General features: G+C 46.9%; 12 protein-coding genes. 10 read left to right on the forward strand and 2 right to left on the reverse strand.

Going from position 1 to position 18,143, the window contains the following annotated elements:
• The first annotated feature begins 122 nt into the window (after positions 1-122).
• The 9 genes from ACN0QW_RS17075 (at position 123) to ACN0QW_RS17115 (ending at position 12,215) form a co-directional block, all read left to right on the forward strand.
• Positions 123-1,346: an aspartate kinase gene (locus ACN0QW_RS17075; protein ID WP_299379803.1), complete on the forward strand. Its 1,224-nt coding sequence runs from the start codon at positions 123-125 to the stop codon at positions 1,344-1,346.
• 167 nt (positions 1,347-1,513) lie between these two features.
• Entirely contained in the window at positions 1,514-3,796 is a 2,283-nt protein-coding gene (gene ptsP / locus ACN0QW_RS17080; RefSeq protein ID WP_417433136.1) for a phosphoenolpyruvate--protein phosphotransferase, read from the forward strand.
• Between the two features lie 119 nt (positions 3,797-3,915).
• The gene (locus tag ACN0QW_RS17085) at positions 3,916-5,169 is read left to right on the forward strand and encodes a RodZ domain-containing protein (RefSeq protein ID WP_417433156.1); all 1,254 of its coding nucleotides are present in this window, start codon (positions 3,916-3,918) and stop codon (positions 5,167-5,169) included.
• Positions 5,170-5,353: 184 nt separating this feature from the next.
• Positions 5,354-6,487, forward strand: a complete 1,134-nt coding sequence (ispG, locus tag ACN0QW_RS17090) for a flavodoxin-dependent (E)-4-hydroxy-3-methylbut-2-enyl-diphosphate synthase (RefSeq protein WP_299380331.1) — start codon at positions 5,354-5,356, stop codon at positions 6,485-6,487.
• 136 nt (positions 6,488-6,623) lie between these two features.
• Positions 6,624-7,868 (forward strand): histidine--tRNA ligase, encoded by a 1,245-nt coding sequence (gene hisS / locus ACN0QW_RS17095; RefSeq protein ID WP_417433138.1) that lies wholly within the window; start codon positions 6,624-6,626, stop codon positions 7,866-7,868.
• 62 nt (positions 7,869-7,930) lie between these two features.
• Complete coding sequence (gene hemA, locus ACN0QW_RS17100) at positions 7,931-9,301, forward strand: glutamyl-tRNA reductase (protein WP_417433140.1); 1,371 nt, start codon at positions 7,931-7,933, stop codon at positions 9,299-9,301.
• A 2-nt stretch (positions 9,302-9,303) separates the two neighbouring features.
• Positions 9,304-10,380, forward strand: coding sequence for a peptide chain release factor 1 (gene prfA / locus ACN0QW_RS17105; protein ID WP_299380337.1), 1,077 nt, complete (start codon positions 9,304-9,306; stop codon positions 10,378-10,380).
• A gap of 34 nt (positions 10,381-10,414) precedes the next feature.
• On the forward strand, positions 10,415-11,287 hold the full coding sequence (gene prmC / locus ACN0QW_RS17110) for a peptide chain release factor N(5)-glutamine methyltransferase (RefSeq protein ID WP_417433143.1): 873 nt from the start codon (positions 10,415-10,417) through the stop codon (positions 11,285-11,287).
• Between the two features lie 184 nt (positions 11,288-11,471).
• Complete coding sequence (locus ACN0QW_RS17115; RefSeq protein ID WP_417433145.1) at positions 11,472-12,215, forward strand: DUF4167 domain-containing protein; 744 nt, start codon at positions 11,472-11,474, stop codon at positions 12,213-12,215.
• 62 nt (positions 12,216-12,277) lie between these two features.
• On the opposite strand, the gene ACN0QW_RS17120 is transcribed toward ACN0QW_RS17115, so the two are convergent.
• Positions 12,278-13,033 (reverse strand): MOSC domain-containing protein, encoded by a 756-nt coding sequence (locus ACN0QW_RS17120; protein ID WP_417433147.1) that lies wholly within the window; start codon positions 13,031-13,033, stop codon positions 12,278-12,280.
• 618 nt (positions 13,034-13,651) lie between these two features.
• Between ACN0QW_RS17120 and clpB the strand changes: the two genes are divergently transcribed.
• Positions 13,652-16,243 (forward strand): ATP-dependent chaperone ClpB, encoded by a 2,592-nt coding sequence (gene clpB / locus ACN0QW_RS17125; protein WP_417433149.1) that lies wholly within the window; start codon positions 13,652-13,654, stop codon positions 16,241-16,243.
• A 137-nt stretch (positions 16,244-16,380) separates the two neighbouring features.
• Here clpB and ACN0QW_RS17130 read toward each other — a convergent pair whose 3' ends face one another.
• Positions 16,381-17,853 (reverse strand): M23 family metallopeptidase, encoded by a 1,473-nt coding sequence (locus ACN0QW_RS17130; RefSeq protein ID WP_417433151.1) that lies wholly within the window; start codon positions 17,851-17,853, stop codon positions 16,381-16,383.
• Between the last annotated feature and the right edge of the window lie 290 nt (positions 17,854-18,143).

Here is an 18,143-nt window from a genome sequence, read left to right on the forward strand (position 1 = left end):
GCTGTGCCGTGCAGAGTATGGATATGTCGAGCCCAGAGAGCAACCGTTTGAAAGCTGTTTTTTGACGGTGGTATTCAGGGCAGCGATATTAAATTTATATTTTCCTCACAGGATGAGTTCCGATGGCCCGAGTCGTTATGAAATTCGGTGGCACCTCGGTTGCTGATCTTGACCGAATCCGCAACGCTGCAAAGCGTGTTAAGCGAGAGGTTGAGGCGGGAAACGAGGTTGCGGTAGTTGTATCCGCAATGGCTGGTGTGACCAACCAGCTAGTCAATTATGTTCAAGATGCTGGTTCGCTCTATGATCTGCGCGAGTATGATACCGTTGTATCATCTGGTGAGCAGGTGACGTCAGGTTTACTTTCTATCGTGTTGCAGGATATGGGGATCAACGCCCGATCTTGGCTCGGTTGGCAGAGCCCGATTGTGACCAATGCGGCGCATGGAAGTGCCCGAATTGAGCGCATTGAGGTCGACGATATCATTCGCCGTTTTGGAGAAGGTCAAGTTGCTGTCTTTGCCGGGTTCCAAGGAGTTGGACCTGATGGTCGAATTTCGACGTTGGGTCGTGGCGGTTCTGATACTTCTGCGGTGGCGATTGCGGCAGCTTTGAAAGCTGATCGTTGTGATATCTATACGGATGTTGACGGTATTTATACGACTGATCCTCGTATTGTTGCCAAGGCCCGTAAGATGGAAAAAATCACCTATGAGGAAATGTTAGAGCTTGCTTCTCAAGGAGCAAAAGTTTTGCAGACCCGCTCGGTCGAAATGGCCATGAAGCACGGGGTACGCGTTCAAGTTCTTTCCAGCTTCGAAGACAAGCCCGGAACTTTAGTTGTAGACGAGGAGGAAATCGTGGAACAGGCAATCGTAAGTGGCATCGCCTATAATCGTGATGAAGCGAAAATTACACTCCGTAGCGTAAGGGATACGCCGGGTGTTGCGGCAAGTATCTTTGGTCCTTTGACTGATAATGCGATTAATGTGGACATGATTGTTCAAAATATTTCCGCCGATAAAAAAACTACAGATATGACTTTCACCGTTGCCAAGGCTGAACTGGACAGAGCAATTAAAGTTCTGGAAGACAGCAGCAATGGATTGAAATACGACAGTCTGGATTCAGATCCTGCTGTTGCTAAGATTTCTGTCATTGGTGTTGGTATGCGCTCTCATGCAGGCGTTGCTCAAAAGATGTTCTCGGCTTTGGCTGAGAAGGGGATCAACATTGAAGTGATTTCCACCTCTGAAATTAAAATTTCTGTTCTTGTTGCCGAGGAATATACAGAGCTGGCTCTGCGGAGCTTGCATACTGCATACGGTCTTGATTCAGAAGATTAATATTATAGTATTAATTCTGTAATCGGTTTTCGTAGATAAGCAGTACTTTAAAGCCGACATAGGATTTATTTTGTTGGGTTATTGGCCCCGAGCTATAGGCTCTGTGCCAATAACCCAATATTTATAAGAACCTGAATTTTTCACTGGTTGCGAGGACGCTGGATCTGATGACAGGCAAGAATGAAAAAACATCGGCTTGGGGTGGGTCTCGTCGTTTGTTGAAACTCTTGCGCGATCAGATGAAGGGCAAGTCCACCAATCAGGAGCGTCTGGCGCAAACAGTTAATCTGATCGCGCGGGATATGAATGCCGAGGTTTGCTCGATCTACGTCATGCGTCGAGGTGAATATCTCGAGCTTGCTGCGACGATGGGGCTAAAACCCGAAGCTGTATACCAAACACGGTTACACAAAGGCGAAGGTATCGTAGGGCAGTGCGCAGCTCTGGCTCTGCCTATGGCTGTCTCTGATGCGCCACGCCACCCTAATTTTGCCTACCGTCCTGAAACAGGGGAAGAGCCGTACCAATCCATGTTGGGGGTTCCAATCCTGCGAAGTGGCCGGGTTCTTGGTGTTATTGCCGTTCAGAATGTTACCCACAGGCACTATGACGAAGAAGAAGTTGAAGCCCTGGAAACCATCGCCATGGTTCTGGCTGAACTTATCGCTGGTGGGGCGCTGTCGGTTTCTGCTCTCGAATCAAAAAGCTCGAAAGAAGAGCTAGAAAAACCGGATCGAATCAAAGGCCTTTGTCTGAACGAAGGTATGGGGATTGGGCAAGCTGTCTTTCACAATCGTGGCATCGTTATTAATCGCATTATTGCCGATGATATCGACGAAGAAGTCGTGCGTTTGGAAAAGACGGTTAAGGAAATGCGCTCATCAATTGATGAGATGCTCACCAGAACTGATATCGCGGCGATGGGCGAACAGCGAGAGGTTCTTGAGACTTACAGGATGTTCGCTGAAGACCGGGGGTGGGTCGGAAAAATTACCGAGGCCATTCGTGTCGGGGGGATGACTGCTGAGGCAGCCGTTCAGAAGATTCAAAATGAAACCCGCTCGCGGATGAGCAAAATCAGTGACCCCTATCTGCGTGAACGCCTTGCTGATTTGGATGACCTTGCCAATCGCCTGTTGCACCACCTACTGGACTTGGACGAAGACAAGCCAGAACTGCCTGATGAATTTGTCCTTTTGGCGCGGACGCTTGGTCCGGCTGAACTTCTGGATTACGACTGGGATCGTCTAAAGGGCGTTGTTTTGGAAGAAGGTTCGCCAACAGCCCATGTTGCGTTGGTTGCGCAAGCCCTTGAATTGCCCATAATTGGACGTTGTCGGGATGTTTTGACCCGTGTCCGCGAAGGGGACATGGTTGTTCTGGATGCGTCTCATGATCAGGTTTTTGTTCGCCCAAAAGATGATGTGCTCAGAACTTTGCGGACGAGCGTTAAGGATAAAAAGCTTCGTTGGGAAGAAGTTTCTGCGGCACGGGATCTAGCACCGGTTAGTCTGGATAATCAGCGTATTTCGCTAAACGTCAATGTGGGTATGTTGATGGATCTACCGCATATGCATGCGGCGGGTGCGGATGGTGTCGGGTTATACCGAACTGAAGTACCCTTTATGGTGCGCAAGTCTTTTCCTGATGTTGCCGAGCAAGCTGAATTGTACCGTAAAGCCATGGATCGGGCCGAAGGAAAACCTGTTGTCTTTCGGACATTGGATGTGGGGGGAGACAAAGTTCTGCCCTATTGGTCAAGCGTGGCTGAAGAAAATCCGGCAATGGGCTGGCGGGCGATTCGTATCGGGTTGGATCGACCGGCTTTGTTACGTCAGCAGCTACGTGCGCTTATTCGTGCCTGTGCGGGACGTAATCTTGATGTCATGTTCCCGATGATTTCTGAAACAGCAGAATTTAAAGCTGCGCGTGCATTGCTAGATCGTGAACTTGAACGCGAAAAAACAATCGGCGGTATGTTACCAGAAAAGATTCGAGTGGGGGCGATGTTGGAAGTTCCGGCTTTGATTTGGCAACTGGCTCCCTTGTGTAGAGAGGTAGATTTCCTCTCGGTTGGTAGTAATGATCTGTTACAGTTTGTTTTTGCAACAGACCGCGGCAATACCCGGTTGGCACGTCGATACGATGCTTTAAACCCCGGTGTTTTAAAGATGATGCGCAATATTGCGGAAACCACACACCGGGCTGGGATTGATCTTTCTCTTTGTGGGGATATGGCCGGTCAACCAATAGAAGCCATGGCGTTGATAGGGTGTGGCTTCAAATCGTTGTCGATGCCTGCGCAACAGGTTGCGGGCGCCAAAAAGATGGTGCGTTCTCTTGATGCGGATAGCATTAAACAATTTGTAACGGGTCTGTTAGAGAAGCCGGATCATAGTGTGCGCCATGAGTTAGAGAACTATGCCAAAACAGAAAACGTTATGATTTAAAATAGATTTATTTGTTGTTTGTTACTGAATTTGTTACAACTTTCCCCTACGCGCCACAGGTGACCATAGCTTAATACTAAGGGATGGTCGCAGCTTGCAGGGAGGGGATTGTGGAAGCGATGCCGGAATCACGGGAAAATACATCCGGGGAAGATACCTCGGAAAATAGCCAGCCAACGATAACCGTTGCGGAGATCCTTCGTACTGGCCGGGAAAAACGTGGGCAGGATTTACGTTCTGTCGCCAATATTCTTCGCATCAGATATGTTTTTCTGGAAGCGATTGAACGCGGCGATTTTGCGAGCTTACCGGGGGATACCTATGCATATGGTTTTGTGCGGACCTATGCTGGGTATTTAAATCTCGACAAAGATGAAATTGTTCGACAGTTCAAGCAAGAAGTTCAAAGCTATGGTGATCGGAAGCAGTTGGTTTTTCCAACACCGGTTCCCGAGAGCAAAACCCCTGGACTGGCAATTCTTTTAACTTCGGTTATTTTGCTTGGTGTTGCGTATGGTGGATGGACCGCGGTGTCTCGGTTTGATGTCGATATAACAGAGTGGGTTCCTTTTTTATCTGAAAAACAAAACGCTACAACTGGCGAAGTACAAAGCTCAACCGCTAGTTCAGACGATGTAACACAAACAACAAATCAGGATGCACCCCAAGCTGAAGCGTCTGTTGAGGCCACGACACCTGTTGTAAAAGGTAATTCTTCGACCACAGATACCGCGTCTGATGTTGTCGTTAATGGCAATAATGAGACGGTTGATAGCTCTGATACAGAGGCCGTGACAACGGATACGCTGTCCGAAGTTGTAAGTGAAAATACAGAAGAGGTTGTTGCAAGGGTACCAACCGACACAGCGCCAAATAATACAACAACAGAGACTGAAGCGGCGGAAAACCAAACGGTTCCCGATGTGCCGGAAGTATCTTTGACGGGCAATGCTGAACAAGGTGATGCGGAAGTTGCAGATGCGACGCCAGAAAACAGTGCTGCCGAAACGACAGAAGAGGGCGTTGTTTCTTCTGAGACATCGGTTGCAGCAGTAACACCCCCACCACCACCTGAACCGGAAGTCTTTGGAAATGAAGCCGAAGCGTCACCGATAACTATTCATGCTGAACGGGATACCTGGTTGCATATTGTTGATGGAACTGGTGAAGCAATTTTTAGCCGGGTTCTTCGTGCCGGGTCAGTTTACAATGTACCTAAACGAGATGATTTGGTGATGGCGACGGGGAATGCCGGTGGTATTACAATTAAGCTGAATGGTAATGAACTACCTAAGTTAGGTGTCCTCGGGGCTGTTCGCAGGGATATTATTCTGTCTGAAGAAGGGCTTTTAGAGACAATTACAGCTGAATAATACATTCTGTTTCAGAAGGTTAGTTGCTTTAGGTTCAAAGGCGTAGTTATAAAACTGCGCCTTTTCTTTTTTCTGTCACTATTGTGCTATTGAATAGGCACCACCACTTTAGGGGTTTCAGCTTGAATTATTGTCCAAGAAAGCGCATGTTTCCTCTGCTTTTTTAGGGCACAGAGAGAGTTTTATGAGTATACGTCCTTGGCGAGATATTGTTCGCCGGAAATCACGACAGGTAATGGTTGGTAATGTTCCTGTCGGTGGGGATGCCCCCATTACTGTTCAGTCTATGACGAACACCTTAACGACAGATGTGAAAGCGACTGTCGACCAGATTCATGCAATGGAAGAAGCTGGTGCAGACATTGTACGCGTGTCTTGTCCGGACGAAGAATCTTCCCGCGCCTTGAAAGATATCGTCAAGGAAGTCTCTGTGCCGATTGTGGCAGATATTCACTTTCATTATAAACGTGCGATTGAAGCTGCAGAATCTGGCGCGGCCTGTTTACGGATTAATCCGGGAAACATTGGCAAGCGCGAAAAAGTACTCGAAGTCGTCAGTGCAGCAAAGGATCACGGTTGTTCCATGCGTATTGGCGTAAATGCTGGGTCTTTGGAAAAACATCTGTTAGATCGCTTTGGGGAACCTTGTCCGGATGCGATGGTAGAATCTGCTCTCGGCCATATTCGGATTCTGGAAGATCTCGATTTCAGAGAGTTTAAAATTTCCTGTAAGGCATCAGACGTTTTCATGGCTGTTGCTGCCTATATGCAATTGGGTGAGGTTTGTGATTATCCACTGCATATTGGCGTTACAGAAGCTGGTGGCCTGCGCACGGGAACGATTAAATCATCTATCGGTATGGGAAATCTTTTGTGGTCGGGTATCGGGGATACCTTGCGAGTTTCTCTCTCCGCTGATCCTGTTGAAGAGATCAAGGTCGGGTTTGATATCTTGAAATCTTTGGGGCTGAGACATCGTGGCGTGAATGTTATTTCCTGTCCGTCATGCGCACGCCAACAGTTTGATGTGATCAATACCGTTTCTGTTCTTGAAGAAAGATTGAGCCACATTACCACGCCGATGACCGTTTCTGTTATTGGCTGCGTGGTTAATGGTCCTGGCGAAGCGACAATGACGGATATTGGTCTGACAGGTGGAGGTAAAGGTACTCATCAAGTTTATGTGGCCGGTATGCCCGATCATCGACTTAAAGACCAAAGCATCGTTGATCACTTGGTGGGTATGATCGAAACCAAGGCGGCGGAAATCGAAGACGCAATTGCCCGGGGCGAAACACCACAGCAGATGGGGCATTAGCCGTTTCTATCTGAAGCTTTTATAAAAGTACGTGGTCAGCTATCGTGACTATGTACTTTTAAAGGGCTATTCCCTATAACCATTCCGGTTATTCTTATTCACACTCTTATTTGTTTCTTTCAGGAGAACCCTAACGATGTCTTCTCTGCAACCTGTTCGCGGCACGCATGACCTTTTTGGCGACGATATGCGTCGACATCGCGAAGTGTTGAATATTGGACGCGAGGTTGCAAATCGTTTTGGGTATGACGAAATAATCACGCCTATCTTTGAAAAAACAGAAGTTTTCAAACGTACGCTTGGCGATACGTCGGATGTTGTGACCAAAGAAATGTATACCTTCCCTACCAAAGGCGGGGATGAAATTACACTGCGCCCGGAAAATACTGCGGGCGTTGCCCGTGCCTTTATGTCCAATGGGCTAAGCCAACAGTTACCCGTTAAGTTCTTTTATGGCGGTCCAATGTTTCGTCATGAACGTCCGCAAAAGGGGCGGCAGAGGCAATTTCATCAAGCCGGGGTTGAGCTTCTTGGGGTTGAAAAGCCACAAGGAGATGTCGAGATTATTTCTTTGGGTGTGCATTTCCTTAAAGAACTTGGTGTCTATGAAAACACGACGCTGGAACTCAACACGCTTGGGGATCAAGAAAGCCGTCAGGCTTACCGTGAAGCATTGATTGAATATTTCTCTGCGTTCAAAGACCAGCTTTCAGAAGACAGCTTGAGCCGACTAGAGAAAAATCCACTGCGGATTTTGGATTCAAAAGAGGAAGGGGACAGAAAGCTTGTTGCTGATGCTCCTGTTTTCTCTGACTATCTCAATGACTTGAGTAAAGATTTTTTTGCACAGGTCAAAAGTGGTCTGGATGCCTTGGGTATTTCTTATGAAATAAACCCGCGCCTTGTTCGTGGCCTGGATTATTACTGTCATACTGCGTTTGAATTCACCACAACAGCCCTTGGTGCCCAAGGAACAGTTCTGGCTGGTGGTCGTTATGATGGATTGATCAAAACCATGGGCGGCCCTTCAACACCTGGTGTTGGCTGGGCTTCGGGTATTGAACGTTTGGCCATGCTGATGACACGGCAAGTCGTTGAGCCTAAACCTGTCGTCATTATTCCTATGGGGGAAGCGGCCGAGGCAAAGGCACAGGTTTTGGCGGATGAACTAAGGTATGCAGCATACCGTATCGAGCTTGGGTTTAGTGGAAATCTGAAAAAACGATTGAACAGAGCCAACAAACAAAATGCCAGTGTTGCTATTATTATGGGGGATGATGAATTGGCTGCAAATTCTGCAACTGTTCGTGATCTTTCAAGTGGTGAGCAAGAACTTGTTAAACTGGATGCTTTGGCTGATAAGCTGTCGGTTTATCGCTGAGCTGTACAGATCCGGCAAAAGAGGCCTAAAATGGCCTTTCTTGCTTACAATCGTGATATGGTATGAATTCAGTTCCGCCCTTTGTTCCTGAACATCCTTTGATAGAGCACTCTGATCAGTTTGATCAGCTTGCAATCGTTGGTGTCAGTTCAAGAACTGCGGGGCGTCGTTTGCGCGATACTCTCTTTGTTGAAGAGCCAGATTATTCTACGATCCTTACCAAGCTCAAGAGCGAGGGCAAACAAAGCGTTGTTTTGATTGCAACGTGTGAAAGATTTGACTTTGTTTTAGGCCAGTTTGAACGCGAAGATATTGATTATTATCAGAATATTATAGCGCAAGAAGCCAATATTGATCTAGAGAGCCTTCGGAAACAAAGCTATCAGCACACAGGGGTTGATGCTTTACGGCATCTTTTTGCTGTCGCATCATCGCTGGATAGTTTGATCGTCGGTGAACCGCAAATTCTAGGCCAGGTGAAAGAGTGTCATCGTGTTTCAAGAGATTTGGGACTAACGGATAGTTTTCTTGATAGTGTGCTTAACGCCGGCCTTGTTGCTGCAAAGCGGGTACGAACCGAGACGACCATTGCACAGCAACCGATTTCTCTGGCCTCTTCTGCTTTACAGGTGGCGCGTGGCATTCATGGTGATTTGGCTAGATGTACGGTTTCTTTAATCGGGAGTGGCGAAGTGGGCGAGCTTCTTTGCCAAGAGTTTAATAGCGTCGGCATCGGTAACCTTGTTATTACGCACCCCAAAATTGGACGAAGTCAAACCGCAAGTTTTCGGTTGGGAGGAAAGGTATGTCCTTGGGATCAACTAGATGATCTGATAAGCCAAAGTGACATTATCTTGTCTGCTTATGGTGGTGGTGATCATATCTTAACGGTTACGAACGTTGGGGTTGCTCTTCGTAAAAGAAAGCGGAAACCTGTCTTTTTTATTGATACGACTGCAGCACGCGATATCGCCCTCGGGGTGAATGATCTGAGTGGTGCTTATTTTTATAATCTCGAAGACCTTGAAAATGTTGCGAAACAAGGCAAAGTCCACCGCGAGGCTGCTATGATGGCAGCATGGAAAGTTCTTGGCGATGAAATGCAGGCTTTCATCCGTTCAAAGGTAGAGAGACAAGCTGTCCCTGCTATTGCTGTTATTCGAAAGCATTTTGAGTCTCTTCGGTCACAGGTTCTGCTGGAAACTGAAGAAAATGCAGATGTTGCGACCCGGCTATTGATTAATAGACTATTGCATAATCCGCAGGTGGTCTTAAAAGAGATTGCAAGAGAAGACCCCGAAGGGCATGTGTTGTTTGAACAGTTGCTCTATAGGTTTTTTGGAATAGAGACTGCTTTGCATTGTCGTGGTAAAGAAGATGGCGGGCTCGCTGAGAATTGTGAATCCCAAGAAAATGATGGAAAAGAGGACTGAACGTGAAGTTCGATGAAAAGCTAGATGCTGTTGTTGCCCGGTATGACGAACTGAATGCGGTTATTTCTACTCATCAAGACCCAGGGTCTAACGAATATACCAAGTTGCTGAGAGAGCTGTCGGACTTAACGTCTGTCGTGGAAACTGTTCAGGAGCTCCGCACCTTACAAAACGAAATGGCTGATCTGGCCGAAATGCTGAATGATCCAGATGCAGATGCTGAAATGCGGGACCTTGCACAGGAAGAATTCCTAGAACTTAAGCAAAAGCTGCCGGAGATGGAACAGCAGGTGCAAATTATGCTGCTCCCCAAAGATGTGGACGGCGAGCGTAACGCGATTCTCGAAGTCCGAGCAGGGACTGGGGGCGATGAAGCAGGTCTTTTTGCATCAGAGTTATTTAGGATGTATCAGCGATATGCTGAAGCATCAGGATGGCGGTTTGAGGCACTGGACTATTCCGAAAATGGTATCGGAGGTGTGAAAGAGGCAACCGCCCTGATCACGGGAACAGGGGTGTTCTCTAATCTGAAATTTGAATCTGGTGTACATCGTGTTCAGCGCGTGCCCGTGACGGAATCCGGTGGACGCATTCATACTTCAGCCGCGACAGTTGCGGTAATGCCCGAAGCCCAAGATGTTGACGTTGAAATTAATCCGGCTGATTTACGTATCGATACCTATCGTGCACAGGGTGCAGGCGGACAGCACGTTAATACGACGGATTCTGCTGTGCGTATTACGCATGTTCCCACGGGTGTTGTCGTTCAATGTCAGGATGGTCGCTCTCAGCATAAAAATAAAGAGCAAGCGATGAAGATGTTGCTGACCCAGATTTATGATAATCAGCGTCAAGAACAAGAGAAAGAACAGGCTGCTAACCGTAAGTCACAGGTCGGGAGCGGGGATCGATCGGAACGAATTAGAACCTATAATTTTCCTCAAGGTCGCGTGACGGATCATCGAATCAACCTAACATTATATAAGCTGGATAAGGTAATTGCGGGTGAGGCACTTGATGAAGTGGTTAATGCGCTAATTGCGGAAGATCAGGCTGAACGCCTTGCCGAAATCCAATAATTAGGCATCGTTCTAAAAGATTGATTGGCTAGATATGGCATCTGATGAGCAAGTCCAGAAGACGATTGCAGATTGTTTGAAACTTGGGAATGAACAGTTAACTGCAGCTGAGATCGAGAATCCCAGATTGGATGTGCGATTATTGCTTGCAGAGGCGCTAAGTGTCGACACCTCTTATCTTTTTGGCTATCCGGAAAAACGTCTGAATGATGGCCAGTTTGGTCATTTTCAGGCGATGATAAATCGGCGGTTAAAGCGTGAACCTGTCTCAAAAATTATTGGACGCAAGGAATTCTGGAGTCTGGAGTTTAAGGTCTCACGTGATACATTGGACCCGCGTCCTGACAGTGAAACACTTATTGAAGCAGTTCTCGAAAGCTTAGTGGACAAGACAGAAGCAATTAAAATTCTTGATCTGGGAACTGGGACAGGGTGCCTCTTACTTACTCTTTTAAGTGAACTCCAAGGAGCCAAGGGACTTGGCATCGATATCAGTGATAGGGCTCTTGCTATCGCAAAGGATAATGCCGAAGCTTTGGGTTTATCTGATAGAGTGGCATTTCAATTAGGGAATTGGTGCGATGGGGTAAAGGATAGTTGGGATATTATTATATCCAATCCACCTTATATTGGTGAGGGTGAAAAAAAGGCCCTTTCACCAGAAGTTTTAAATTATGACCCTGCATTAGCACTCTTTGCAGAAAATAACGGGATGAAAGATTATCAAACATTCATACCTCAAGCTGCTTCGATCCTGAAAAATAATGGCATGCTTGTTGTAGAAGCCGGGCATACCCAGGCCGAGGCTATTAATGCCTTAATGTCTGATGCAGGGCTTATGGTTTATCCTGCAAAAAAAGACCTTGGCGGGATTGCCAGAGCCTGCATTGCCCGTAAGTGCATTTAATAAATAATATAAAATTAACATTTAGGGCTTGGAAAGCCGAAGATATAGCTTTACGGTGTACCGATAAGCAGGGGCGTGGGGTGCCCCGGGGGTATTTGCCGACAACTTGATAGATACGTCGTCTGAGTTTAAGACTCTTGACGTTTGTCGATACCCAAGATTTAGCATTTAATTTAGCTTGCGAATGATGAGACAGCAAAATTCAAACAATTCGAACCGTCGCCCGCGCGGCCGGTCAAATAACAGTAATCGAAAACCACAGCAATCACGTAATGGTGTCTTCGATAGTAATGGACCTGGGGGGCGCATACGCGGCAATGCCTCTCAGCTAAAAGAAAAGTACCTGCAAATGGCGCGTGACGCCGCTGTCGGAGGGGATCGTGTTGCCGCCGAATCTTTCTATCAGTTTGCAGAGCATTATTTCCGTGTGATTAATGATTCTACCGACCCTAATTCGGGTCGAACTAATCAGTCGGATAATAATTACCGCAATAGAAATACTCGGAATTCTTCTGATGGAGATACGAAAGCAGTTGATGGGAATATTGCTTCTGAAAATGAAGCTGATGCACAGCCAGCAATTGTCTTGAATGAAGAAAGTCCTGCTGAAGAGGAAGCTCCTAAACCTGCAAGAGGCCGTGTTCGGACCCGGCGTCCTCGATACGAGGCTTCTGATGATGCCGCCCCAGTAGAGAAGCATGCTGAAAAAGCGACGCTTGAAATTAAACAAGACCCAGAACTAGAGACTGCCAAGGCGACGCCTGCTGTGGTTGAATTGCCTTTGGGTGCTGAAGAAACGCCGGCTGAAAAACCTAAGCGGCGCACGCGTACACGAAAAGTTGCAGATACAGGTGAAGTTAAGGCGCCTCGCCCTAGGGGCCGCCCACGTAAAAATCCTGTTGAAAAAGATACGACAGAAACCGCTTAGTTTTACTTCTTGGTTTTTGGCTGTCTAAAAGTTCGCTTTTTTGCACCAGTTGATTGATTGTATTAAACAGTCGTCACTGGTGCATTTTTTTGTATAGTGCCATCAGTTTTAACCTGAGCATATACACCCATATTTCTGTGCCCAAACCCTGCTTGCAAATTTTTGGGAATATTTAAATCAACATCTGCAGTGTCTAGATTTACGTTCGTCGCTGAACAACGCCCGATATGGGACATTATCTCCAGAGTGACGTTTCCTACTTTGATCTCTTTCCCAATCCAGTCATTTTCTTCCCACGCTTTTAATCCCTCAATATAGAGGTTTCCTCTAAACCGCATAGGGTCGACGGGGGCTCTCACGACCCGCTCTAGGTCTTTAACGCTTTCGAGGTTAATCAGGGATATTTGTAAATCAGGAATGTCTGTAAAGGCTGAGGTCTTATTTTCGACAATCTTTGGTGTACCGCGCACATCTGATTCTAGGAAGCTTGCAAGGAATTGTTCCAATAGCATGCGGCCAGTCTGATCGGTAAGTTTTCCTCTGGATACTCTTTTACCATTACGTAAAAGAGTAAGAATTTCTGTCTCTTCGTCAAAATTCGACGTCAATTGAGCCAATTTTGGATTCTTTGCCAACATTACAAAATGCTTTTTTGAGAGCCAGACAGGGCCATCGGGAAATTCTGTGGAGCCGTGAGCAATGGCGAATCGTCTGTCATGAGGAATAAGAGCGCTTTTCTGGACATTTACTTGATCCAGCTTTTCCGCACTAAGGCCTTTAACAGGGTAGCGGTAGATTGAGTTGATATAAGCAGACATCTTCTTTCCCGAATTTTTTTCTATTGTGTTGGCTACACATTATTTTTCAAGCCTTTAATGATTTAATCTTCGAATCTCCTGTGTTTCAACGGATTGTGGGGATAAAGCATTCGGGAAAACAGGTGAGAAATAATTTACATATTGAAAATAAATGAAAATTTTTTCAAATGAGAATGATTTTCAGTTGCATAATATTTTTTCATAGGCTAGCTTCCTTCTTGTAGTTCCTACCGAGGAAGACACCACAAACTATTCGGCGAACATCGCTTGTATTATTGGTTTGTGCTCCTTCTGGGTATGTACTCATCTCTCCTGACGTAACTATGGGATTTCCCAACCCTGCCTTCGGGCAGGGTTTTTTTTATTATTTTTCCCAAGGGTAGATGGGGAAGGTGGGTGAACGCTACCTTGCCGTTTCTGCTCGTCGTTTTAGGAATGTATTGATAAATTCCGCGCGTTCGATCCTTGTATCCGATTAATCTGATACACATATATTTAGTGACGGGTGATCTTGATCAACGTCAGAGTTCCATCATGCTACTATCGTGGGTGATGGATGGTATTGCATCAACGATTGTGTGCTGCTGACGCAGGCATGACGGAGAGGGCTTTAAAAATATGAATTTGAATAGTTATACAGAAAGAACCCAGGGTTTTATTCAGGCCGCGCAAGGGCTTGCACACCGTAGTGATCATCAAAGACTGACACCTGAGCATATGCTAAAGGTGATGTTGGATGATTCGGAAGGACTTGCCGCAAATCTGATTACTGCCGCTGGCGGAAAACCGTCAAAAGCACGGGAAGATGTTGACCGGGCATTGGCCAAGTTACCGAAGGTCAGCGGTCAGGATGTCGGGCAGGTGTATCTTGCCCCAGAAACGGCCAGAGTCTTTGAACAAGCAGAACAGATCGCAAAAAAGGCGGGTGACAACTATGTTACAGTTGAGCGTCTTCTAATCGCACTTGCACTATCTAAAGAAGCTGAATCTGGAAAAATTCTCAAAGATGCTGGGTTAACCGCTCAAAACCTCAATGCTGCAATTAATGATTTGCGTAAAGGTCGGACAGCTCAATCCGCATCTGCAGAAGATAGCTATGATGCCTTGAAAAAATATGCGCAAGACCTGACCAGTATGGCACGGGAAGGGAAGCTTGATCCTGTGATCGGGCGCGAGGAAGAGATTCGCCGGACTATTCAGGTCCTTTCAAGGCGCACGAAGAATAATCCCGTACTGATTGGTGAACCGGGTGTGGGTAAAACGGCAATTATTGAAGGACTTGCTCTTCGGATTGTGAACGGTGATGTGCCTGAAAGCCTCAAGAACAAGAAGCTTATGTCTCTTGATCTTGGATCAATGGTTGCGGGTGCGAAATATCGCGGTGAATTTGAAGAGCGATTGAAAGCTGTTTTGCAGGAAGTTACCGAAGCAAGTGGTGAGATCATTGTTTTTATTGATGAGCTACACACCTTGGTTGGTGCTGGTAAAACAGATGGCGCAATGGACGCGTCCAATATGCTGAAGCCTGCTCTGGCACGCGGTGAACTACATTGTGTGGGCGCAACAACCCTTGATGAATATCGCAAATATATTGAAAAGGACGCAGCACTGGCGCGGCGTTTCCAATCTGTTGTTGTGGAAGAACCGAATGTCGAAGACACCGTATCGATCCTTCGGGGTTTGAAAGAAAAGTACGAGCTACACCACGGCGTTCGCATTACAGATTCGGCTCTTGTTGCCGCGGCATCACTTTCAAATCGTTATATAACAGATCGATTCTTGCCAGATAAGGCCATCGATCTTGTCGACGAAGCTGCTAGCCGACTACGTATGGAGGTGGATTCCAAACCAGAAGAAATCGATGAGATGGATCGCAGGTTGATTCAGCTTAAGATCGAGCAGTCAGCCCTTCAAAAAGAGAGTGATAAGGCTGCCAAAGATCGTCTCGACAAGTTGAAGTTTGAAATTGCAGAGCTGGAAGAGAAAAGCAACACACTCACGAGCCAATGGAAATCGGAAAAAGATAAACTTGCCGGTGCGCAAAAGATTAAGGAAGAACTTGAACAAGCACGCTTAGAGCTTGAACAGGCAGAGCGAGATGGTCGCTTGGAAAAGGCTGGTGAGTTGAAATATGGTCGCCTGCCTGAGCTGGAAAGAACGTTGGCTCAGGCTGAAGAAGCTGGCGATGGCCACATGCTGAACGAAGAAGTACGTGAAGATGCCATTGCCGGGGTTGTTTCTCGCTGGACGGGAATTCCGGTTGATAAGATGCTAGAGGGCGAAAGAGAGAAGCTTCTTCAAATGGAAGATCTTCTCAGGAAACGTGTCATCGGTCAGGATGAAGCGATTGTTGCGATCTCCAATGCTGTTCGCCGTTCGAGGTCTGGCCTTCAGGATCCTAACCGTCCTATCGGTTCTTTTCTCTTTTTGGGACCAACCGGGGTCGGGAAGACTGAACTGACAAAAACTTTGGCATCCTTTTTGTTTGATGATGATACCGCGATGGTACGTTTGGATATGTCGGAGTACATGGAAAAGCACGCTGTTTCCCGGATGATTGGTGCGCCACCAGGATACGTCGGTTACGAAGAGGGGGGCGCTTTAACCGAAGCGGTGCGCAGACGGCCTTATCAGGTTGTCCTTTTTGATGAAGTTGAAAAGGCACACCCGGATGTCTTCAATGTACTTCTACAGGTTCTTGATGATGGGCGTTTGACGGATGGTCAGGGGCGCACAGTTGATTTTAGCAATACGCTAATCATTATGACGTCCAACCTTGGGTCTGATATCTTGGCGAACCAGCCGGATGGCGAAGACAGTTCTGTGGTTCGTGAACAGGTGATGGAGGTGGTTCGGGCTTCCTTCAGACCTGAATTTTTGAACCGTCTTGATGAAGTCCTTCTGTTCCATCGTTTGGAACGCCGACACATGAGCTCTATTGTTAAAATTCAGTTTGGTCGTTTGCAAAAGCTTTTGGCTGACCGCGATATCAAGGCAAAGCTCGACGATGAATCCATCGAATGGCTAGCCGAAAAAGGCTATGACCCTGTCTATGGTGCACGTCCGCTTAAACGTGTGATTCAGCGGGAACTACAAAATCCGTTGGCATCGTTACTACTTGAGGGGGCGATACATGATGGCGAGCAGCTGGATATCTCTGCAGAAGATGATGTGCTGACGATTAATGGCAGAAAGCTAGCTGTTACGTAATCGTCAACTAGCCGACCTTAGTTTCTGGTGTCTCTTGGGCCGAGTATCTTTTGGTATGATATAAAAAAGGACCGCTTGTTTAATCAAGCGGTCCTTTTTCTGTGCGGTATAATTTGGATAATCCGGAAAATCCGAGATTAGTTTGTGCTCAGCTTTGCAATGGTTGCGGGTTGTTTCAGGTCTTCAATCAGCCCGTCGATTTTGGCTTTCTCAGATTTGAAGTTTCTTAGGTCAGCCTTCTTGAGCTTTTCACCAGCTGGCAGTTTAACGCCTAACGGATTAACCTGACGGCCATTGAACAGCACTTCATAATGAAGGTGCGGACCTGTAGAACGTCCTGTCGTACCAACGTAACCGATTACCTGTCCCTGACGCACGCGTTTGGATTTACGGATACCTTTGGCAAAGCCCTTTAGGTGGGCGTAAGCAGTTTCATAGCCACTATGGTGACGAATTTTTACATAGTTACCATAGCTGCTGAAACGGTTTGCCCGTAGAATGACGCCATCACCCGCAGCATAAATAGGTGTGCCACGCGGGGCGGCAAAGTCCACACCTTTATGCATTTTGGTATAACCAAGAACCGGATGCTTGCGTTTCCCAAAGCGGCTGGAAAGACGCGCGCCGTCCACGGGTGTTCTCATCAAGGCTTTTTTCGCGGATTGGCCTTTTTCATTAAAGTAGTCGGTAAAACCGCTAGAGGGGGTGAAGCGATAAAGTTGTATATCATCACCAGACAGGTTGAGGTTGCCGTAGAGCATTTCACCTGTCCGGGCGAGATTGCCATCTTCATCATAATAGGCTTCGTAAACGACTTCGAAGCTATCACCCTTTTGTATCTCGCGTTGGAAATCCACATCAAAGCTATAGGCCCTGATCATTTTGATCATGATGTCATTGGGAACACTGACATTCGTCGCCGCGAGATAAAGACTGCTTGTAATCTCGTTGGTGCTACGTGCCATTTTCATGGTGAGAGGGCGTTGAATTTCTTCAGCAATATATTTGCTTTCTTCGCCCTCGGGTGTGCTGACCTTTACAATACGCTCAACACTTGGCTGAAACTGCATAGCTCGTAAAGGACCCACATCGCGTTCTTTTACTTCAACAATAGGTGCTGATGGTGGCGCAAAGGTAAGGGCAATATCAAGCCCGGGTCTAATTTTTCGGGGGGAATAGACATCTGTGAGGGCGGTGATGGCGCCGTGCGCCTCAGAGCGGGTTGCGCCTGCGGCAACAAGTAAGCTCATAAGTGTGTCACCATGGGAAACAGTCACCATTTTTTCGATATCACTAGGTTCTAGTATATCTGCGGCGGTTTCTGTCGGAACGGCCCCAACGGCTACATATTCACTTGTCAGTAAATCTGTTTTCAGGGTCGCGACAACTTCTGGTGATGCGACGGTAATTTCTTGCGTGTTGATATTGGAAGTGCTGCTTGCATCTTCTGTGACTTCAACAGTGGCGGCTTGGGTCTTGTTTGTAACCTGCTCTTCTATAGGGGTGCTACTGGAAAGCCAGAAATAGATCCCGCCAAGGGCAAGAATCGATAGGCTGCTTCCTATTGCTGCATTAACCATAAAAGTAGGTGTGTGGAATCTATTCTTCACACGTAGTGCTCCGGAATCCGTGACGACATACGGCCGTATTCGATGTTGTTGTTATTTAGAATCTCAATACTCTGCTCGGACAAAGTGATGTATTTATGGATTCCTGTCAATGTTTACTCGATTCTGGTTTTTTATAAAGTCCCCCTTTTCTGCGGGGTTTGCGGCACAAATACCGCAAACAGAGGGCAAGATGATGGAAAAAAGTAAATAAAATGCAAAAAGGTCTTTGACAGTGTGTGGTGTGGGGCCTATAACACCGCTCACCGACGGGGCAGACGCTTCGACGGTAC

It is taken from the genome of Kiloniella sp., from assembly GCF_048259265.1.
In the GTDB taxonomy this organism is placed as follows: domain Bacteria; phylum Pseudomonadota; class Alphaproteobacteria; order Kiloniellales; family Kiloniellaceae; genus Kiloniella.